18 protein-coding genes are annotated in these 20,799 nt (G+C 62.7%); 10 read left to right on the forward strand and 8 right to left on the reverse strand.

Annotated features, from left to right (window positions below; all coding sequences use genetic code 11):
* Positions 1–69: 69 nt before the first annotated feature.
* The 7 genes from PQQ52_RS15985 (at position 70) to PQQ52_RS16015 (ending at position 6,568) form a co-directional block, all read left to right on the forward strand.
* Positions 70–1,164: an ABC transporter substrate-binding protein gene (locus tag PQQ52_RS15985; RefSeq protein ID WP_408212929.1), complete on the forward strand. Its 1,095-nt coding sequence runs from the start codon at positions 70–72 to the stop codon at positions 1,162–1,164.
* The gene (locus PQQ52_RS15990) at positions 1,161–2,216 is read left to right on the forward strand and encodes an ABC transporter permease (protein ID WP_408212931.1); all 1,056 of its coding nucleotides are present in this window, start codon (positions 1,161–1,163) and stop codon (positions 2,214–2,216) included. Before PQQ52_RS15985 ends, PQQ52_RS15990 begins: the two co-directional genes overlap by 4 nt.
* Positions 2,213–3,103, forward strand: a complete 891-nt coding sequence (locus tag PQQ52_RS15995) for an ABC transporter permease (RefSeq protein WP_408212934.1) — start codon at positions 2,213–2,215, stop codon at positions 3,101–3,103. The genes PQQ52_RS15990 and PQQ52_RS15995 overlap by 4 nt, the downstream gene beginning before the upstream one ends.
* A gap of 49 nt (positions 3,104–3,152) precedes the next feature.
* On the forward strand, positions 3,153–4,226 hold the full coding sequence (locus tag PQQ52_RS16000) for an ABC transporter ATP-binding protein (protein WP_408212937.1): 1,074 nt from the start codon (positions 3,153–3,155) through the stop codon (positions 4,224–4,226).
* A gap of 45 nt (positions 4,227–4,271) precedes the next feature.
* Positions 4,272–5,096 carry a transporter substrate-binding domain-containing protein gene (locus PQQ52_RS16005; RefSeq protein WP_408212939.1) on the forward strand — a complete coding sequence of 275 codons (825 nt, stop codon included), beginning with the start codon at positions 4,272–4,274 and terminating at the stop codon, positions 5,094–5,096.
* A gap of 66 nt (positions 5,097–5,162) precedes the next feature.
* The gene (locus tag PQQ52_RS16010; protein ID WP_408212941.1) at positions 5,163–5,909 is read left to right on the forward strand and encodes an amino acid ABC transporter permease; all 747 of its coding nucleotides are present in this window, start codon (positions 5,163–5,165) and stop codon (positions 5,907–5,909) included.
* A 2-nt stretch (positions 5,910–5,911) separates the two neighbouring features.
* Positions 5,912–6,568 (forward strand): amino acid ABC transporter permease, encoded by a 657-nt coding sequence (locus PQQ52_RS16015; RefSeq protein WP_408212944.1) that lies wholly within the window; start codon positions 5,912–5,914, stop codon positions 6,566–6,568.
* Positions 6,569–6,717: 149 nt separating this feature from the next.
* On the opposite strand, the gene PQQ52_RS16020 is transcribed toward PQQ52_RS16015, so the two are convergent.
* The 3 genes from PQQ52_RS16020 to PQQ52_RS16030 are packed head-to-tail and all read right to left on the reverse strand — an operon-like array spanning position 6,718 to position 10,711.
* On the reverse strand, positions 6,718–7,998 hold the full coding sequence (locus tag PQQ52_RS16020) for a c-type cytochrome (protein WP_408212946.1): 1,281 nt from the start codon (positions 7,996–7,998) through the stop codon (positions 6,718–6,720).
* A gap of 12 nt (positions 7,999–8,010) precedes the next feature.
* Complete coding sequence (locus PQQ52_RS16025; RefSeq protein WP_408212948.1) at positions 8,011–10,254, reverse strand: xanthine dehydrogenase family protein molybdopterin-binding subunit; 2,244 nt, start codon at positions 10,252–10,254, stop codon at positions 8,011–8,013.
* Between the two features lies 1 nt (position 10,255).
* Entirely contained in the window at positions 10,256–10,711 is a 456-nt protein-coding gene (locus PQQ52_RS16030; protein WP_408212951.1) for a (2Fe-2S)-binding protein, read from the reverse strand.
* 453 nt (positions 10,712–11,164) lie between these two features.
* On the opposite strand from PQQ52_RS16030, the gene PQQ52_RS16035 reads away from it, so the two are divergent.
* Together PQQ52_RS16035 and PQQ52_RS16040 are read left to right on the forward strand one after the other, a co-directional pair.
* The gene (locus tag PQQ52_RS16035; RefSeq protein WP_408212953.1) at positions 11,165–11,563 is read left to right on the forward strand and encodes a hypothetical protein; all 399 of its coding nucleotides are present in this window, start codon (positions 11,165–11,167) and stop codon (positions 11,561–11,563) included.
* 459 nt (positions 11,564–12,022) lie between these two features.
* The gene (locus PQQ52_RS16040) at positions 12,023–12,841 is read left to right on the forward strand and encodes an alpha/beta fold hydrolase (RefSeq protein ID WP_408212955.1); all 819 of its coding nucleotides are present in this window, start codon (positions 12,023–12,025) and stop codon (positions 12,839–12,841) included.
* Positions 12,842–12,973: 132 nt separating this feature from the next.
* On the opposite strand, the gene PQQ52_RS16045 is transcribed toward PQQ52_RS16040, so the two are convergent.
* Both PQQ52_RS16045 and PQQ52_RS16050 read right to left on the reverse strand, forming a co-directional pair.
* Entirely contained in the window at positions 12,974–13,957 is a 984-nt protein-coding gene (locus PQQ52_RS16045; RefSeq protein WP_408212957.1) for a peptidoglycan DD-metalloendopeptidase family protein, read from the reverse strand.
* Between the two features lie 514 nt (positions 13,958–14,471).
* Positions 14,472–14,888, reverse strand: a complete 417-nt coding sequence (locus tag PQQ52_RS16050) for a hypothetical protein (protein ID WP_408212960.1) — start codon at positions 14,886–14,888, stop codon at positions 14,472–14,474.
* A gap of 131 nt (positions 14,889–15,019) precedes the next feature.
* On the opposite strand from PQQ52_RS16050, the gene PQQ52_RS16055 reads away from it, so the two are divergent.
* Positions 15,020–15,433 carry an SRPBCC family protein gene (locus tag PQQ52_RS16055; RefSeq protein ID WP_408212963.1) on the forward strand — a complete coding sequence of 138 codons (414 nt, stop codon included), beginning with the start codon at positions 15,020–15,022 and terminating at the stop codon, positions 15,431–15,433.
* Between the two features lie 139 nt (positions 15,434–15,572).
* Here the strand turns inward: PQQ52_RS16055 and PQQ52_RS16060 are convergent, their stop codons facing one another.
* Genes PQQ52_RS16060 through PQQ52_RS16070 form a run of 3 tightly spaced genes read right to left on the reverse strand, consistent with a single transcriptional unit; the run spans position 15,573 to position 20,451 of the window.
* Complete coding sequence (locus PQQ52_RS16060) at positions 15,573–16,862, reverse strand: c-type cytochrome (RefSeq protein ID WP_408212966.1); 1,290 nt, start codon at positions 16,860–16,862, stop codon at positions 15,573–15,575.
* Positions 16,859–17,626 (reverse strand): (2Fe-2S)-binding protein, encoded by a 768-nt coding sequence (locus PQQ52_RS16065; RefSeq protein WP_408212968.1) that lies wholly within the window; start codon positions 17,624–17,626, stop codon positions 16,859–16,861. Before PQQ52_RS16065 ends, PQQ52_RS16060 begins: the two co-directional genes overlap by 4 nt.
* A complete protein-coding gene (locus tag PQQ52_RS16070) occupies positions 17,623–20,451 on the reverse strand; it encodes a xanthine dehydrogenase family protein molybdopterin-binding subunit (protein ID WP_408212971.1) in 2,829 nt (942 codons plus the stop codon). Before PQQ52_RS16070 ends, PQQ52_RS16065 begins: the two co-directional genes overlap by 4 nt.
* Positions 20,452–20,799: the final 348 nt, after the last annotated feature.

Below are 20,799 nucleotides of genomic sequence, written 5' to 3' on the forward strand. Positions count from 1 at the left end.
TGGGCGATGCAGCGGCAGCGGTCAGAGCGAAACTCACCAGGCAACAGGCGTTCAACACAGGAGACCGCCATGCAAGAGATCAAACGGGGTAGAAGGCAGGCCATCAAAACGATCGGCGCAGCGCTCGCGGCATCCGCCTTGCCGATGCCGTTCATCAATCTGCGCGCGCAGGAGCACAACTTTTCCGGCAAGACGCTACGCTTGCTGACCTGGTCGGACGACACCGGCGCGGCCGCTTTGCGCAACATCGCCGCCACGTTCATGGCGAAGACCGGCGCCAAGGTCATCGCCGATCGCGCCGACGGCACCTCCGGCATGGTCGCCAAGGTCAAGGCCGCGGGCGATCGCCCCACTTATGATGTCATCACGCTGGCCGGCGTCGGCGCGGCGGGTCTTGGTGACGCGGGTCTCCTGATGAAGCCCGATCTCGACAAACTGCCGAACCTGAAGGACGTCGCGCCGCAATATCGCACGGGCGCGAATGGTTTCGGCGTCGGTTACCTGCTGTGGTCGGACGGCTTGATCTACAACACGTCGACGGTCAAGACCGCACCCACCACGTATGAAGCATTGTGGGACCCGAAGTACGCCGGACGCCTGTTCCTGCCGCCGCCCGAATGGGCCGAAGCCGTGGACCTCGCGATCATCGCCGCGAAGATGAACGGCGGCTCGCAACAGAATATCGAGCCGGGTTTCAAGAAGCTCATGCAGTTGAAAGACCGCGTAATGACGCTCGGCGAGAACCCGAATCAGGTGGCCGATCTGTTCCGCACCGGTTCGCTCGATATCGGCGGCATCTATTCGCCGGCTTTCTTCCCCGACCAGATCCGCAAGCCCGAGTACAAGATGGGCGTGACCTACGGCATGAAGGAAGGCTTCGCCACGCAACTGATGTTCACGGTGATTCCGAAGTCGCACCCGGCCGACAGCGATCTGATCCATGCCTTCATCAACCATTCGCTCGATGCCGGCGTGCAAGGCCGCATGGCTGCCGACGTGCTGAACGGCCCGGTCAATTCGAAAGCGGTGATTCCGGCCGAGAGCCGCGCGTTCGTGCCGAGTCCGCAGCAGATCGCCGATAAAGCGATCCTGCATGACGACAAGGCCCTCGCTGTCGTGCAGCCGGCGTGGATCAAGCGCTACACCGAAATTTTCTCGGCATGACCGCGATGCTCGCGCGCTTTTCGCGGCGTGCTTCGTCGAAGTCGGACGCGGCATCGGGTGCGGCATCGGACGCCACGTCGGAAGTTGCTCAGGGCACGGCGTCTAAAACTGTGTCCGATACAGCGCCCGACGTGGCATCCGGGACGGCGCCCGGCGTGCTCGGCTCACCTTCCGACGCACCGCCCGACCGTGCCGGCGCCATGATGGCAAAAGCGCGCCCCTGGCTTCTGCTCACGCCGATCCTGCTATTTCTCGCCATACTCGGCGCGGCAGCGCTCGTCGTGTTGCGGATGAGCTTCGGCACCCAGGGCAACGAATGGCACGGCTTCACGCTGCAGAACTACGCCGATCTCTTCGACGGCTATTTCATGAAGTCGCTATGGCTCACGTTGAAGCTCGCGTTCCAAAGCATGATCTGCGCGGTGCTGCTGGCAATTCCCGTCGCGTTGGCAATGGCGCGCACCAAGTCGCGACTCGCGCGGCGATTGTTGCTCGCAGGTGTGCTGCTGCCCTTGCTCGTCAATCTGCTGCTGCAAGGTTATGGCTGGCTGATCATTCTCGGACCGGCCGGCCTGCTCAATCACGCGCTGCTCGGCAGCGGCCTCGTCGACCGCCCGGTGATGTGGCTGTATCGCGAGCATGGCGTGTTGCTCGGTTTGATTCAGACGGCGTTCCCGCTCGCCGTGCTGCCGTTATCGAGTGCCATGCGCGCGGTCTCGAACTCGTATGAAGAAGCCGCGGCCACGCTTGGCGCGACGCGTTGGCAAACGCTGCGTCACGTGTTGCTGCCGCTCGCCATGCCGGGGCTCGTGTCCGGCGCCCTGCTCGTGTTCGCGTACAACGCCAGCGCCTTCGCCGTACCGCTGCTGCTCGGCGGACGCCGTGTGCCGATGCTCGCCGTACTGGTCCACGACCAGGTCGCGCCCTTGCTGAACTGGCCCGCCGCTTCCGCATCGGGCGTCGTCCTGATGATCGCGACGCTCACCGTGATGGCGCTTTCGCAGCGCCTCGTGCGCCGTACGCAACATCTCGCCGAGGAGCCCCACGCATGAGCACGCCTGTTCAAACTCGACGCCTGACGCGCCCGCCGGGTTCACCGCGCCTGCCGCGTTTGCCGATGACCATGCCCGGCCAGCTCGGCAAGGCCACCGCACTGCTCGCCGCCGTCGTGCTGTTTCTCGCCGCGCTGCCGATCCTGACGATGATCACGATGTCATTCAGCGCGGCCGACACGCTCGAATTCCCGCCGCACGCCTACGGCCTGCATTGGTACCGCGCGGCGTGGCACAGCTTCGTCTCGCCGGATGCGAGCGACTCGCTCTCGATGGGCGCCGCGCTCAGCACAAGCCTGATCGTCGCGCTCTCGACGATGGTCATCGCCACGCTCGTCTCGGTGCCCGCCGCCTACGCATTGAGCCGCTATCGTTTTCGCGGCAAACCCGCGGTCGAACAACTGGTGGCGTTGCCGCTCGTCTATCCGCTGGTGATGCTCGGCTTGTCGCTGTTGCTGGTGTTCAACGTGCTGCCGATCGAACTCGGCATATTCCGCCTGATCATCGCGCACGTGATTCTGGCGCTGCCGTTCACCGTGAAAAATTGCGCGGCGTCGGTGGCCTCGATCGGCCCGGAGTTCGAGGAAGCCGCCTGCGTGATGGGCGCGAGCCCGAGCCGCGCGCTGATCGACGTGATCCTGCCGCTCATGCGCCCCGGCATTCTCGCCGGCATGCTGTTCGCGTTTATCGTCTCTTTCAACGAATTCACGGTGACCTTCTTCCTGTACGGCATCGACACGATGACGCTGCCGGTGTGGCTCTACAGCCGCACGGTGTCGTCGCTCGATCCGACCGTGTTCTGTTTCGCCGTATTCATCGTCGCGATCGACTTCGCACTGATCTGGCTGCTCGAAAAGCTGATCGGCGACGAAGGCGTGGCGCTTTGACCACCGTTTCGATTCATGCGGTGCTGATGCCTTTTTGCTGGAGCATTCGATGACCCATCTGACCTTGCAGGCCGTGACCAAGCGCTTCAACGCGGCCTATGCCGTCGACAGCATCGATCTGAGCGTGCCCGACGGCAAGCTGGTGTGCTTCCTCGGGCCGTCCGGCTGCGGCAAGACCACGCTGCTGCGCATGATCGCCGGGCTGGAAACGCCGAGTTCGGGCAGCATCAATTTTGCCGGCCGCGATATCACGCGTCTGCCCGCCAACCAGCGCGACTTCGGCATGGTGTTTCAGTCGCTCGCCCTGTTTCCGCATATGACGGTCGCGCAGAATGTCGCGTATCCGCTCAAGCTGCGCAAGACCTCGAAAGACGCGCAAGCGCGCCGCGTCGCTGAATTGCTGGAGCTGATCCAGTTGCCGCATATGGCGAACCGGCCGGTCACGCAACTCTCCGGCGGCCAGCGGCAACGCGTGGCGATTGCACGCGCGATCGCGTCACAACCGAAACTGCTGCTGCTCGACGAACCACTCTCCGCGCTCGACGCCAAGCTGCGCGAAGCGATGCAGGTCGAAATCCGCCTGCTGCAACAGCGTCTTGGCATCACGACGATCATGGTCACACACGACCAGCGCGAAGCGATGACGATGGCCGACGAGATCGTCGTCATGGAGAAAGGCCGGATTGCGCAAGTCGGCAAACCGCTCGATATTTATCGCGACCCGGTCAGCGAATTCGTCGCTGACTTCATCGGGCTCGGCAACATCCTGCCGGTCACCTACGACGGCGCGGGCGGCGTCAGTCTGCCGGGCGGCAGGCGCATTGCAGTCGCGCAACCGGCGCGGGTGCCGGCGTCCAACAGCGATATCCGTCTGCTGATCCGGCCGGAAGACGTGTGCGTCAAAGCGGCATCCGACGCTGCGGGGCAGAACCGCCTCGCGGGCACGGTGACTTTTATCCGCGACGTGGGGGCCTCGCTCGAAGCCACGATCGATTGCGCGGGTTTCACGCTGACTGCCGCGACCACGCCGCGCGAAACGCCGGGGCTGACGCTCGGCATGCCGGTGTTCGCGGAATTGCCACCGCACGCGTGCAAACTGATCGCTGCCCGCGCGGCGCATTGAAACTGAAATCCATTCCAATACCGAGTTTTCGACAGAGGAAAGACCATGAATCAGCCCCAAGTTGCCCAATCGAACGCGCGCCGCGTGTTCGCCACCCTCGCCGCGACGCTCGCCTTCACCGGCCTCGGTGCGCTGTGCGCGTTTTCGTCGGCTGCGCATGCCGACGCGCTCGACAACATCGCCAAGTCCGGCACGGTACGCATCGGCGTATTCGAGGACTACCCGCCGTTCGGTTCGATCGGCGCGGACATGAAGCCGATGGGCTACGACATCGACGTCGCCAATCTGATCGGCAAGTCGCTCAACGCAAAGGTCGAACTCGTGCAGGTGACGGGCGACAACCGCATGGCCTACCTCGCCGATCACAAGACTGACATGCTGCTTTCAGTCGGCCAGACGCCGGAACGCGAAAAGGTGATCGACTTTTCGCAGCCTTACGCGCCCTACTATCTCGCCGTCTTCGGTCCGAAAACGCTGCCCGTCAAGAACGCCGCCGACCTCGCCGGCAAGTCGATTTCGGTCGCGCGCGGCACGCTGGAAGACCTGAGCGTGACGAAGATCGCGCCGCCCAGCGCGAACATCAAAAGATTCGACGATCCTAACGGCGCTATTTCGGCGTTTCTTTCTGGTCAGGTACAGTTGATGGTAGTCGGCAACGACGTCGGCGCAACCATTCTCGCGCGTCATCCGGCGAACGATCCGGAGCAGAAATTCGCGCTGTTCAGCTCGCCGGACCACGTCGGTTTGAACAAGAACGAGCCGCGTCTGAAGCAGAAAGTCGACGAAACGATTGCCAAGGCTCGCAAGGACGGCACCATGAACGCGATTTCGCAGAAATGGCTGCGTGCGCCGCTGCCGGCCGACCTCTGAACCTTTATTGCGTGGACCGGCAGACCGGTCCGCGCCGGAGTTTGACCTCACGATGAGCGCCTCGCCATGACTTATGCGTTCGATTTCAGCGGCTTCGGCCTCTATGCGGGGTTGCTCGCGCGCGGCGTCGCCGTCACGCTGGGATTGACCGCCGTATCCACCGTGCTCGGCGGCCTCGTCGGCATTGGCGGCGCGAGCATTGCGGTAGCCGGCCCGAAGTGGGCGCGCTGGGTGGTCGCGACTTACGTCGAGTTGATCCGCAATACGCCGTTCATCGTGCAGTTGTTCTTCATCTTCTTCGGCTTGCCGAGCCTCGGTATTCATATCGACGAAGTGCAGGCCGCTATTCTGGCGATGACCGTCAATCTCGGCGCGTACGCGATCGAAATCGTGCGCGCCGGTATCGATTCGATTCCGCGCGGCCAGGTGCAGGCGGCGCAAGCGCTCGGCCTGCAAGGGCGGCAAGTATTTCGTCACGTGGTGTTGCCGCAGGCGGTCGCCAACGTGTTTCCCGCGCTGCTGAGCCAGGTGCTGATCGTGATGCTCGGCTCCGCGGTGGTCTCGCAGATCTCGGTGCCCGATCTGACCTATGCGGCCAACTTCATCCAGTCGCGCAACTTCCGCTCGTTCGAGAGCTACGTAATCATCACCGCGACGTATCTGGTGCTGTCGATCGTCTTGCGGCAACTCATGAACCGGCTCGGCCGCGGCCTCTTCGCGGGCCGCGTGGCCCGCGGCAACGACAGCGCGCCGCGTAACTGGCGCACCCGCCTGATGTGGCGCGGCGCCCGCACCCTGCCGACGGAGCGTTGATCATGGTCGAATTCACGCTGTGGGACATCGCCCGCAATCTGTTGCTCGCCGCCCGCTGGACGGTGTTGTTATCGCTGATCGCGTTTGTCGGCGGCGGCATTGTCGGGCTGATTCTGCTCGCGATGCGCGTATCGCCGTCGCCGTGGCTGCGGCGAATCGTGATGGTGTATGTGGAAGTGTTCCAGGGCACGCCGTTGCTGATGCAGTTGTTTCTGGCGTTCTTCGGCCTGCCGTTGCTGGGGGTCGATGTGTCGCCCTGGGTTGCGGCAGCCGTCACGCTCACGCTGTACACGAGCGCGTATCTGGTCGATATCTGGCGCGGTTGCGTGGAAGCCGTGCCGCGTGGTCAGTGGGCCGCGGGGGCGAGTCTGGGCATGACGTTCAGCCAGCAACTGCGCTACATCATCTGGCCGCAGGCGTTGAAGATCGCCGTGGCGCCGACGGTCGGTTTCCTCGTGCAAGTGGTGAAGAGCACGGCGCTCGCGTCGATCATCGGCTTCACGGAATTGACCAAGACCGGCACGATGATCACGAACGCCGCATTCCGCCCGTTCCCGATCTACGGCATGGTCGCAATGATTTACTTCGCGATGTGTTTCCCGTTGACGTGGTACGCGCGCGTGCTGGAGAAGCGGCAGAAGGTGGGGCAGCACCGCTGACTTGCCATCGGCTGTTCTTTGCCGCGCTCGATTAGCGCCTTGCTGCACTGAACTATTCTGAATACGCGCTGTGACTCCGGCAGGCATTCACAAAAAAAACGGCAACCGTTTTGCACGGTTGCCGCTTTTTTGTTGCCACAGCGATTTGACTACTTCGCCGCCTGCGTCGACTTCCGCAACTTTGACACGTCACCCGGCGTAACGGCTGGCCCACCGTTGTTCCACCCGGCCCGCACGAAGGTCAGCACATCGGCGATCTGCTGATCGTTGAGCACCGGCGCGTACTTCGGCATCGGATACGGCGCCGGAATGCCGCCGATCACCAGATCCTCCGTGCCGTTCAGCGTCACGTTGATCAGCGACGACGGATCCTTTTCCAGCACGTTCGGATTGCCGGCCAAGGGCGCCAGCATCGGCGCAAAACCGCGTCCGTCGACGCCGTGACAGTGCATGCAATACGCCGTATAAACGCGCGCACCGGCATCGTTCGCGGGACGGTTCAGAGACACCTTCGTCGCTTGTGGATCGTACGTATAAGGCGGCGTACCACTGCCGCCCGCAGGCGGTAACGACTTCAGGTACGTGGACATCGCCGCGATATCGGTATCGTTCATGGCCTGCGTGCTGTTGTTGATCACGCTGGTCATCGAGCCGAATGCCGATGCGTGGCGATTGGCGCCGGTCTTCAGGAACGCCTGCAGATCCTGATCGTTCCAGCGACCGAGGCCAACGTTGTGTTCGCCGGTCAGATTCGCCGCAAACCAGCCGTCGAGCAGGCCGCCCGTGAGGAACGCGTTGCCGCTTTCATCCAGCGCCTTCTCCTGAAACGCGATGCCGCGCGGCGTATGACACGAGCCGCAGTGCCCCAGGCCCTGAATGAGGTACGCGCCCCGATTCCACGCAACGTCCTTGCCCGGCTTGTCCTGATAGCCCCCCTTCTCCAGGAACACCATGTTCCAGAACTTCAACGGCCAGCGCATGTTCAGAGGCCATTTGATATCCGGCTCACGGTTCGCCTGCAGCACCGGCGCCACGCCGCTCATGAAGTACGCGTACAGCGCTTTCATGTCGTCGTCGTTGACCTTCGCATACGACGGATACGGCATCGCCGGATACAGGTTGTGCCCGTCTTTCGCGACGCCTTCGCGCATCGCTTTCGCAAAGTCCTCTTCCGTGTAGTTACCGATGCCGGTTTGCTGATCCGGCGTGATGTTGGTGGTGTAGATCCGGCCCATCGGCGTGGTCATCGGCAAGCCGCCCGCGAACGGTTTGCCCTTCGGCGCCGTATGACAGGCGACGCAATCGCCGACCTTCGCCAGATAGGCGCCGCGCTGCACCAGCGCCTGATCGGCTGCTTGCGCCGGAGCTTGTGTCAGGAACGGCAACGCCACGCACAGCGCCGCACCGAAACCCTTGAATGTGTTTTTCATGTTGGGCTCCCGTTAAGCGGTTTGCAGTTGGCTGCCGACCGGCAATTGCCGCAGCCGCTTGCCGGTGGCCGCGTAAATCGCGTTCGTCAGCGCGGGCGCGAGCGCCGCCGTGCCCGGTTCGCCGATGCCGCCCGGCGCCTCGCTGCTCTTCACGATATGCACCTCGATAGGCGGCGTTTGATCGATCCGCAGCATCCGGTAATCGGTGAAATTGTTCTGCTCGACGCGGCCGTCCTTGATCGTGATCTCGCTGTAGAGCGCGGCCGTGATGCCGAAAATGATGCCGCCTTGCACCTGCGCTTCGATCGTGTTCGGATTCACGACCATCCCGCAATCGACGGCGCACACCACACGCTTGACGGCCACCTCGCCCTGATCGACCGCCACATCGACGACGATCGCGAAGAAGCTGCCAAACGCATGCATCACCGAGACACCGCGACCTTGCCCCTTCGGTACCGCACTGCCCCAGTTCGCCGCCTGCGTGGCGGTATTGAGCACGTTCAGCGCGCGCGGCGTTTTGCCTAGCAGATCCTGGCGGTATTTGACCGGATCGACCTTCGCCTGCGCGGCGAGTTCGTCGATGAAACTCTCGACCACGAAGGTGCCGCGCGTCGGTCCCACGCCGCGCCAGAACGCGGTGGGAACGGCATGCGGCTCCTGGCGCACATAGTCGATCAGCTGATTCGGCAGGTCATACGGTAGGTCCGAGGCGACCTCCACCGCGTCCGGGTCGAGACCGTTCTTGAACGCGGGCGGCGCGAAACGCGCCATCACTGACGACCCGACAATCCGATGCTGCCACGCGATTGGCTTGCCGTTCGCGTCGAGTCCGGCGGAGATCTTGTCGTAGTAGTACGGCCGGTACATGTCGTGCTGGATGTCTTCCTCGCGCGTCCACAGGACCTTCACCGGCGTCGACACCTGTTTGCCGATCTTTACCGCCTGCGTGACCATGTCGAACTCGAGCCGTCGGCCAAAGCCGCCACCAATCAGATGGTTATGCACGACGATCTTGTCAGCGGGCAATCCGGTGACGGCAACCGCGGCGTCCACCACCCGCGTCGGCACTTGCGAACCGAGCCAGACATCGCACCCGTCGGGCCGCACGTGCACCGTGCAGTTAATCGGCTCCATGGTGGCGTGCGCGAGGAATGGCTGCTGATACACGGCGTCGACGCGTGTCTTCGCGTTTGAAAACGCGTTGCCGACGTCGCCGTCTTTACGCGCCACCGCGCCATTGCGCTGCGATGCATTGGCGAGATCGTCGACGATCTGCTTCATCCCGATCTGCGCACCCGCGCCTTCGTTCCATTTGATATCCAGCGCCTGCACACCGCGTTTGGCGGCCCACGTGTGATCGCCGATCACAGCGACCGCGTTATCGAGCTTGACGATCTGGCGCACGCCGGGAATCTTCTTCGCGTGGGTATCGTCGACGCTCGCGAGCGTGCCGCCGAACACCGGGCAATTCGCGATGGCTGCGTAGACCATGTCGGGCACACGCACGTCGAGTCCGAACAGGGCTGTGCCGTCCACCTTCTCAGGCGAATCGAGACGCTTGACCGCGGTGCCGATCAGTTTGAAATCCTTCGGGTCTTTCAACGGCACGTTCTGCGGCGCGGGCAGTTTGGCCGCGGCGTTCACCAGCTGTCCGTAACCGATGCTGCGATTACTCGCCGCATGAATCACCTGCCCGGCTTGGGCATGACAGCTTGCCGGATCGACTTGCCACTGCTGCGCGGCAGCGCTGATCAGTACGGTGCGTGCGGCCGCGCCGGCACGGCGCATGGGCTCCCAGGCATAGCGGATCGACGTCGAACCGCCGGTGAGCTGGCCGCCGAGCAGCGGATCCATGAAGAGCTTTTCGTTCGGCGGCGCGTGGTCGAGCGTGACCGAGTCGAGCGGCACTTCGAGCTCTTCGGCAATCAGCATCGGGATCGACGTGTAGACGCCTTGCCCCATTTCGACCTTGGGAATCACCAGCGTGACTTTGCCCGCCGTGTCGATCTGGATAAAGGCGTTCGGCGCGAACACGCCGTTTTGAGGCGCTTCGTCAGCGTCGCCGCCGATCATCGACTTGCCGGCCTTCTGGTCCTGACTCGCGGCCGGCATGCTGAAGCCGAGCAGCAAACCGCCGCCCGCTGCCGCACCTATCGTGACGCTGAATTTCAGGAACGTGCGGCGTGTGATACCGCTGTTACCGCCCTTCGACGGCTGCGCGCCGTTTTGTGCATCGAGCAATCCCTGGGACATGTCAGGCTCCCTTCGCGGCTTGCTTGATTGCCGCGCGGATGCGGTTGTACGTCCCACAGCGGCAGATGTTGCCCGCCATGGCGGCGTCGATATCCGCGTCGCTCGGATTGGGGTTGCTAGCGATCAGCGACGCCGCCGACATCACCTGTCCCGACTGACAGTAGCCGCACTGCACAACGTCCAGCTGACGCCATGCCTGCTGCACCTTCTGCCCGGCCGGCGTGCTGCCCACCGCTTCGATCGTGGTGATTTTCCTGTCGCCGACAGCCGCGGCCGGGAGGACGCACGAGCGCACCGCGACGCCATCGAGATGCACGGTGCATGCGCCGCATTGCGCAATGCCGCAGCCGAACTTGGTGCCGGTCAGGCCGACGAGGTCGCGTAAAACCCACAGCAGGGGCATGTCGGGCGGTGCGTCGACAGTATGAGTCTGGCCGTTGATGTTGAATGTTGTCATGGGCGGCTCCGGGTGGGGTTTATTCGGGGTTTATTGTTCGTCAGGCAGTTTAGACAGAGACGTTGAACCAAAACGCAAAGACTTACCTTGTTTATTCAACGCGTCGTGCTAATACGCAATGCGACTACAGTTCAATGAAGACGTCAGACGATGCGCAGCGCGAGTGCGTTGGAGGGGGGACCTGGAAATTGTAGTCGCGGATAAAGAAGTTCGCCGACGATGCGTGCATGTCCGCGGCGTCCACGCGCCGATAAAGACCCGGCCGGCGTCTTTTCTGGAAGTGAAACCAGATTCAAATCAATGCGTTACCATTACCACACTGACTTGGTATGACGCGTTTCGCGTACGCGCATCATTCTTATTGGTGCGGCCTCGATCGATTTTGTTAGCATGGATCTGGCTTGACCCGATCGCCCGGCCTGATCCGGCATGACTATCCGAAGGAGCGGCAAGATGAACGACCAGCAATGCACTCAATTCCTCTCGGAGATTCGCAGACCACTATTGGCGCTGCATAAGTCGATTCTCGATCACGAGCGTGCGTCGTACGAAAAGGAATTCGGCCCCGTGACGCCGGCAGCCTTCCTGCAGGTGCTCATCAACGGCTCGGGGTTCCGCTGGCTCACACCACTCTCCACAGTGATCGCGAACGTCGACGAAATTCTCGACGACAAGGAAGCGGATGCTGCAGATCGGCTCGCCGCAGCCGAAGCAATCACCGGCCTCTTTTCGCCCGACCAGCCCGACAACGCGTTCCTGCCGCGCTACTTGCCGCTGCTGCAAGCCGACCCGGCGATCCTGCATCACCATGGGCAGGTTTCGCAACTGCTGCGCGGTGCTGATTCGAAGTAGCCGGGGGCACGTTACTTCGCCTGGACTTTGTTGGCGCTAGCTGGACGTCGTCGCTGTCGTTGAGCGCGGCAGGACGACGTGCGGGTGGTGGCCGCACCTTTGGCTCCCGAATTCACTCACCATTGCGAGGCGCGCATTTCGGTCGATCACGCGTCGTCTTGTTGAATGCCGGATCGACGCGCTCGCGACGATTACCAGGCTTTCCGCATCCAGCCAACACAACGACACCTTATTTCAAGGTGATTTATGCTCGATTCGTAATAGTGGGGCGTGTCTGCGACGCTCACGACTCAATCCAGCCGTGCCGTCAGTCACACTCTTTTGAATTTGCCTGGCTTTGCTGAATAAAACAAAGGTGAGCTTTTGCGGGATGCCTTCAGCGGAGGCTACGAAAAGCCAGTCAGCGCGCTTTGGCGCACCCTGCTAAGGTAGGCAGGCCTTCTCACGACATTCACCGTTATGCAAAACTGGCCGCTTCCCGAAAGCTACACGTTCCGCGATCAAACCGTGCGCTTTAACGTGACCGGCAACGGTCCGCCGCTGGTGCTGGTTCATGGCACACCGTTTTCTTCGTATGTGTGGCATCGCATCGCCCCGCATCTCTCACAGATTCGCACCGTCTATTACTACGATCTGCTCGGCTACGGTCAATCCGAGCAGCGCGACGCTCAGGACGTCTCGCTCAGTGTGCAGAACGCGCTGCTGGCGGAATTGCTCGAACATTGGCAACTGAAGAGTCCGGACGTCATCGCGCACGATTTCGGTGGCGCAACGTCCTTGCGCGCGCATCTCATCGACGGGTGCGACTATCGCAGCCTCACGCTGATCGATCCGGTCGCCGTCGCGCCATGGGGTTCGCCGTTCGTGCAACACGTGCGCGAACACGGCGCGGCGTTCTCCGGGCTGCCGCCCTATATCCACGAAGCGGTGGTGAAGGCATACGTGCGTGGCGCCATCGCACGCGACATTCCGGACGAGGAACTCGCGCCTTATGTGACGCCGTGGCTTGGCGCAACGGGACAAGCCGCGTTCTATCGCCAGATCGCCCAAATGGATCAGCGCTACACCGACGAGGTCGAAGCGCGTTATTCGCAGCTACGTTGCCCGACGCAAATCCTGTGGGGTGAAGAGGACCAGTGGATTCCACTCGAACGCGGCCGGCACCTGGCGGCGGCCATACCCGGGGCTCGCTTCCAGCCGGTGCCTAAGTCCGGGCATCTGATGCAGGAAGATGCGCCTGAAGCGATCGTCGCAGCGGCGCTGCGCTGGCTCGATTGAAGGCGCGCGCCGGTTAGCGGATCTATTCGGCACCGGATGCAGATGCCTGGATGTGAAAAAGCAGCGATCCCGGCAAATGATTTACCGGGATCGCTGCTTGTGCAGATGCGATGGAAACGTCCGCTGATATCGCTAGCCGCGGCCTTGCGGCAAATACGGCATCGGATCGACCGGCTTGCCGTCGCGGCGCAACTCGAAGCCCACGGAAACGCGCGAGTTATTTTCATCGCCCATCTCGGCAATCTGCTGCCCTTGCCGCACAACATCGCCGATTTTGACCAGCAGCTTGCGGTTATGCGAGTACGCGGTCAGAAAGTCCTTATTGTGCTGGACGATGATCAGACTGCCGTAGCTATTCAGACCGGTACCGGCATACATCACCTTGCCGTCGGCCGCTGCCCGTACCGGATCGCCCGCCTTGCCGCCGATTTCGATGCCGCGCGTTTCACCCGGTTGGAAAGCTTCGACTACGCGGCCGCCCGCGGGCCATGTCAGCGACACACCGTTCGCATGCCGGGAGGTTTGCTGCGCGACTTCGCGCGCCTCCGCGGCGCTGGGCGCGGGTGATGGCGCGGCGGACTGCGCCGCTGCCTGCGCGGTGGTTGCCGCCGACGCCTGCTGCGCTGTAAGCGGAACAGCTGGCGCGGATGCCGCCGCGGCCGCTGCAGCGTTGGCCGCCGTGTTGGCCGCCGTGTTGGCCGCATTAACGGCCCGCACCGTTTCCGGCGAGGCGACGTGCAGCACCTGCCCCTGCTTCAACCGCGAGGAAGGCTTGAGGCCATTCCACGCCTGCAACTGCCTGACACTGCAATGATGACGCTGCGCGACACGCGCCAACGTGTCGCCACGTTTGACGCGATACACCAAAGGCGGCGCCTTTTTTAGCGGCGTGCCGTCGTCAGCGGCCGGCAGAACCGCCGTGCCGGCGACAACATTGGAAGCTGGCGCTGCAGCCGTTGCCGGCGCAGCGGACGCGGCCGATGTACCCGATGCGCCCACTGCCGCGCCGGTTTGCACGCCTTGCTGTCCTACATTCGCACAACCGCTGACCGCCAGCGCGACCCACACGCCAGCCAGACTGGCCATCATCGTTCTGTCGAAACGCTTTCCCAACATGTTCGACTCCTGCTTTTTATTGGCAGGATGGGTGCGACCCTGGCGCGTGCGATGCGCGCATTCTCATGAAGCGCTGCTTTCTTTCGCGACACAGCGAGGCCGCCTCGTGCGACGCCCACCCATATCCTGCCGTCCAACCCAACCGCTTTCGCCCTGCTGATGCCCGATAAGAGGCGATCTTCCGCGAAAAGGGCCAGATTGCCGATTAAAATTCACGCGGAATTGTAAAGTGCGTTTTGCAAAAAACGTCCCGTCTCACACGTTTTGATACAAACCTTACGCACGGTATTGCAGACACCGTTGCGCGCGCAACCAGTCCGGCGCGTCTACACGCAGCGTCGCAAAGGCCCGTAAACGGCTGCGCCGCCGGACGACCGGACGATAACGTTTGCTTTAACGGCAAAACGCCACCGAAACTTGAATCGCCGGTCGCCACAACGGTAAGCGTGGAGGGAAAAATGCGTTGGCGAGCGGACCGGGCGCTGCCCGGCCCGCTCGATAAGAAAGCGGCCGATTAGCTGTAGGTTTGGCCTTGATACTTCACGTAGCCGACCGGATGATGCGTGAAGTGCAGCACCGGTAGAACCGGGTTGCTGTTATCTACGGTCGGATAGGCGCTGGCTTCGGCGATGTATTCGCCTTGCACCTCGATGGGTTGCCCCACCTGCAATCCGGGGATTTGCTGCGCGAGCCCCTCGCTATCGCCGAAGCGCACGGCAACGAATACCTCTGTGCCGACGAGGTTCTGCGTGCCGCCCTCGAACTTCACGACCGTGTTGATCTTGATGACGAATTGCTGATGATCGGCGGCATGGTGAAACTCCGGACTGAGGAACACCTTGCTGATCGTAGCTTGCACACAGGCGAGCGGCGCACCCAGCGAATTGGGGGAACTATGATGAGGAAGAGTCTGCGTCGCGAGATTATTCATGAAGTCTCCGTGAAGGGAATCCGATTGGTCTACGGCGAAACGTAAGCCGCGCTGCCGGGCGGCAGTGGCGCGATACCATTTGAGCAGACTCATGCGCGCGAGTTCATTACGCGCCATTCACAGGAGACGTGATGACCCAACCTTCGCAATCGCAAATCATCAGCGTTCATATCGCGCGCGACTGGCGCGATGTCTACGCTTTCACTTCGCCACCGGAAGCGTTTCCGATATGGGCATCGGGGCTCGGCAAACCGCTGCGTCACGAAGGCAGCAAGTGGATATTCGAAGGCAGCGTAGGCCCGGTGAGCGTGCGCTTCTCCGCCAGCAACGACTACGGCGTGCTCGATCACTACGTGCTCTTGCCCGACGGCAACGAGATCTACATTCCGCTGCGCGTGATCGCCAACGGCAGCGGTAGTGGCACCGACGTACAGTTCACCCTGTTTCGCGTGCCCGGCATGACAGATGAGAAATTCGCCGCCGACGCCCAGTGGGTCGAGCGCGATCTGAGCAAACTGAAGGCGTTGCTGGAAGAACAACGTTGACGTCCTTGCGTGAAGCTGCGGCGTGATGATATTGCGCATCGCAGCTCACGCATAAAAAAAGCCGGCGCCTTTGAGGGCACCGGCTCTTCCTTACATCACGCTTGACGCCAGACTTACAGCATCCAGCGCGTGACACGCTTTAACGCAGTGCTTTCACCGCATCGGCCGTCACGTCGGCAGGTTGGCCGCCGTACGTCGCGCGCAGATAGTTTGCGAGCTGCGCGAGTTCCGTGTCGCTGAGTTGCGTAGCGAATCCCGGCATGTCCTGCATCCGTTCAAGGCCTGGGAAATCCTGCGCGCCAATGCCGTCCAGCATCGCCACAATCAGGTTATGGGCATCGCTTTGGCGCACTGTCGAGTTGGCATGCATGGGCACCGCGACGTGCGGCTTGCCCTCACCGCCCATGCCGTGACAGCCGGCACACACCGCGAGATACACATTGCGCCCCGCCTCGAGTTGCGCGGCATCGGCGGAGACCGACTGCAACGCTTGCGGCGCCGGCGCCTGGTCGCCGAGCAGATACGTCGACATCGCGCGCAGATCGTCATGCGTCAGGTACTGCGTGCTCAGATGCACGACCGGATACATTTCGCCGAACGCCGAGCCTTGCGGCGCGATGCCGGTGGCGAAGAACGTCTGCAGGTCGGCGGCCGTCCAGCCACGCGCCGCCAAACCATGCGGCGTGATGTCAGGTGCCGCGACCCGGCCGAGCGCCGCGCCCGTCAGCGGCTTCGCACTGTCGAGCTGGCCGAACTTGCCGCGCGGCGTGTGACATTCAGCACAATGGCCCAGCGCGTTCGCCAGATAGCGTCCGCGATTCCAGTCCGCGGATGCCCCTGAGGAAGTCCCGGTGGGGGACTGCCCTTTCGATGCGTCCGGCAACGTGTTCGTCAGGAACACCCAGTCCCAGAAGCGCACGCCAAAACGCATGTTGAACGGGAACGACAGTTCGGGTTCGTGGTTCGCCACGGCTGCCGGCTTCTGCGCCATCAAATACGCGTAGATGGCGTCGCTATCCGCGCGCGACAGCTGGCGGTAGGACGTGTACGGCATGGCCGGATACAGTTGCTTGCTCGGTGTGACGCCGTCGTGCAGCGCCTTGTACAGATCGTCCGCAGTCCAGTTGCCGATGCCGTGATCCTTGTCCGGCGTAATGTTGGTGCCGTAGAAGGTGCCGAACGGCGAGGCCAGTTTCACACCGCCGGCGAACGGCGCGCCATCTGCCGTGGTGTGGCAGGCGGCGCAGTCGGCGGCTTTGACGAGATAACGGCCGCGCGCGAGCGGATCGGCGGCGGTGGATTGCGGCCCCAGCGCGGCGGCGGCCTGCATCGCAGCAGCGGAGTCGTCGTGTTTGCCGCAAGCACTGAGCAAAGCAGCCGTGCCGAGCAACAGCAGCGCACGACGCACATTCATCGAGGGGCTCATCATGCGGCGTCCTTTACGAGGCCGGGCGTGGTCATCACGACTTCCTTCACGGCTTCGTAGTAACGCACGTAGCCCGTGCACCGGCAGATGTGATCGTTCAGCCCTTCGGTGATGGTTTGCTCGACCTGGTCTTTGGTGATCGGCTGACGCTTCAGACGTTCGATCAGCACGGTCGCCGCGTTGACGAAACCGGGCGTACAGTAGCCGCACTGAAAACTGAAGTGCTCGAGAAACTTCTGCTGGATCGGCGACAGTTCGACGACCTCACCGGCTTCGTTGCGCTTCGCGTGGCCTTCGATTGTGCGGATGGTTTTGCCGTGGAAAAAATTCGCGCCCGTGATACAGGTGCGCACTTCTTCGCTGGTGCCATCCGGCTTGTCGACGATCACGACGCACGCGTGGCAGATGCCCTGGCCGCAGCCGAGGCGCGAGCCGGTCAGGTGCAGATACTCGTGCAGGTAATCGATCATCATCAGACCGGCGGGCACGTCGGTCGGGCCGACGATCTCACCGTTCACCTTAACCGACACCGGCAGCGTGCGGAAATGCGTCAACGGACGCTCGACCACGGTAGCGGCCGGCGCGCCGGCGGACGCCGTCACGCCCGAGGCCGGGTAAGCAGCTGCAGAGCCCGAGGCGCCGGCCGTAACGGATGCCGCGGCGGCAGCCGAAGCGGAAGCCGAACCGCCAGAAACATTGCCTGATGCAACGGCGGCACTCGCCCCATTGCTTGCAGCATTAACGGAAGTTTGAGTGGGGGCCGTCATGCGAGCACCTCCTGAATACGTTGCGGGGTGACCGGCAGGTCGGTAAAACGATGGCCGATCGCGTGCGCGATACCGTTCACGATGGCGCCGACCACCGGAATCATCACCACTTCGGCGATGCCCTTCGGCGGATCGGTTTCGGTCAGCGGCGGCAACACTTCGCCGGTCTGGGTCCAGACGGCGACATCCGTCGCGCGCGGCAGCTGGTATCGGTTGAAATTCCACGTGCCGTTGCCCGGACCGTCTTCGTATAGCGGCAGGTACTCGTGCAATGCATGACCGATGCCCATGGCGAGACCGCCTTGCAACTGGCCCGACACCAGTTGCGGCGAGAGCTGATTGCCGCATTCCATGATCGAGTGATGCGCGAGCAGGTCGACTTTGCCGCTCGCCTCATGCACCGACAACTCGACCAGCGTGCCGACCGCGCTGTAGTACGTCACAGCCGCGTTGTTGCGTTGAACCGGCGGAATGAACACGCGCTGACGGTCCAGCACGCGATAATGATTCGCGGTGGTTTGCAACTTCTTCTTATCGGCAGAAGCGTTGTCGCCGTATCGAAGCGCGAGCCCATCGAGCGGCAGGCGCTCAACGCTGCCGTCGATCTCGAAGTCCGACTCGGTCCATTGCCAGCGATTGAACACGTGCACGGTCGCGCCGGTTACGAGACCCAATTCGTGCGCCTTCTTCGCGAGCTGTTCGAACGGCAGCGCCTCGAGCCCCGCCGCGGACAGTTTGCCGTCGACCCAACGCGCGTCTTCGATGCGCACCACCAACGGCGCGGCTTGACCACCGCCCCCACCCTGACTCCAGATCGCCATCGCCGCCGGCCACAAGCCGTGCGCGAAAACGACACGCGCCGCTTCACGCGTGCTGTGCGTGAAATAGAACGCGGAGTTCGTCGCACTCGAAGGCGACGCGTAACCCGGTGACCAGCGCGGATTCGCGGCGAGCTTGTCCTGGTCCGCTTGCGACATCATGTACGGATCGCCGCTCGTGACGAGCGGCAGATCGGGCCAATCGGTGATCGCGACATGGACGTCGGTGGCCGGCTTGCCGAGCCACTTCGCGACCGCGATCGCCTGCGAAGTCGACACGCCCGTGCCGATTTCAGCCGCCGTGTGTTGCAGGCTGACCTGGCCGTCAGCGCTGAACTCGACCTTTGCGAACGAGGTTTCCGCGCCTGTGCCGAAGTCCTTCTGCACACACGCAAAGCCAACGCCATACCGCTTGCCCGGATGCGCGGCTTCGAACTCGGCTTTACGCTTCGCGCGATTCACCCATAGTGGATGAACCTTCGCCTTCTGCAGCACATCGTCGACACGAATCGCGCCGGCGGGCACCGCGCCCTGTGTGTTCTTCATGCCCGAGCGCAGCCCGTTTTTCAGGCGGAAGTCGATCGGATCGACATTCAGTTGCGCGGCGATCTCGTCGATCATCATCTCGGTCGCGGCCATGCTTTGCAGCGTGCCGTAACCGCGCGCGGAGCCGGCGTCGATCGCGCGCGAGGCGACGGCAACCGCGGACAGATCGTTCTTCGGGAAGTAGTAGATCGACTGCGCGGCAGTCGCGCCGACCATCGCCACCGAGGGTGAAAAGTTACACCGCCCGCCGCCGTTTGCTTCCATCTCGGCCTTGAACGATTGCAACAGACCCGTGTTTTTGTCGACCGCGATCCGGTAGTTCATCTTGAACGCGTGGCGTTTCAATGACGTCTGGAATTGCTCGTAGCGGTCGTTGGCGAGACGCACCGGGCGGCCGTCCGCATACATCGCGCAGACGAGGCCGTAGAACGGCACGTTGAAGTGATCCTTCGAACCGTAGCCCACCGTGTAGCAAGGGTGAATGAACAGGTTCTTCACCGGGAACGCGCACTTCGCGACCATGCCGACCGCGCTGTCGACAACCTCGGACGGCGCCTGGGTCGGCACGACCATGTGCAGTGATTGCGTCGCCGCGTCGTACCAGCAGTTCGCGTTGTCCGGTTCGAGCGCGGCCGTGTCGATTGACTGTGTGCTGTACTCGCGCTCCATCACCAGCCAGTCCGCCGACGGATGATCCAGTTCCTGCTGGATCTGCCCGGCATGGAACATGCCCTGCTCGTCGAGCTTGCCGTGCTCGACGCCGTCCGGCCACACCGGCTGATGCTTACGCATCATGCTCGGGAACACCGGCGCGTCTTTCAGACTGGAGAAGATGTCGTCGTCATACGGCGTCTTGCCGCCGACGCGCACGAAGCGGAACGTGCCCCACGGATCGCGTTCAAGCGGTCCGGTTTGCGCACCGTAACGGATGACCTGGTCCTGGAACTTCAGTTTGTCTTTTGCGAAACGAAAGCGCGCGAAGTCGTGATAGATCAGGATCGCGACCGCCTGGCCGAGATACGCGGGTGTCTTGCCCGGCGGCAGCAACATGTCGTCGCCATAGAAGGCCGGGAAGATCAGACCGTCGCGCGTCAGATCGGCCGCCGTCACCACGCGGTCGGGCTTCAGTTCGTCGCCGAGCAGCGACAGGTCGAAGCCTTCATAGCTACGGTCGGCTTGCGTCGTGCGCAGGATGAAGGCGTGCGACTGCTGCTGCGGCCAGTGCGGCATGTCGGTGGCGCGGATGTCGCGCGCGAACACTTTCGAGCCCGTCACTTTAGCGATACCGTCGATGCGGAATTTCGCCTGACCGTTGGCGGCGTTCCACTGAACCGGCGTCAGAATTTTTTCTTCGAACAACGCAGCGAATGCGCGGCTGCCCATCGGCGCGATATACACCGACACACCCGCCAACACGCTGGCCTTCAGAAAACTACGACGCGAAAGGTCGAGTTTCCCCATGGACTTCTCCTTTAGTGAACACAGCGGCAACCCGATAGCAGGACAAACGCGGAACACAGGCCGGCGCGGCGCGGCCGCTTACCAGCTTACACGCGGCGGAACTGCGCTGAACGGGCGTAAACCACGAGGGAGGTGTTCGAACCGCGGACGCTTGTGCGCACCCGGGCGTACCGGCGACGTGCAGCGGCCATCACTTCGGCCAGGCCGCAGTCGATCTGATTTACCTTGAACTACCGTGAGTTGCCTTTTCCCTGCCCTACAGAGGGCAAGGGCCGGGATTATCTCGCTGTTTAGACACACGGTGCGTCAATTTTTGTCAGCTATCTCGCAAATAACGGATTGAGTATG

It is taken from the genome of Paraburkholderia sediminicola (assembly GCF_046030555.1).
Taxonomy (GTDB): domain Bacteria; phylum Pseudomonadota; class Gammaproteobacteria; order Burkholderiales; family Burkholderiaceae; genus Paraburkholderia; species Paraburkholderia sediminicola_E.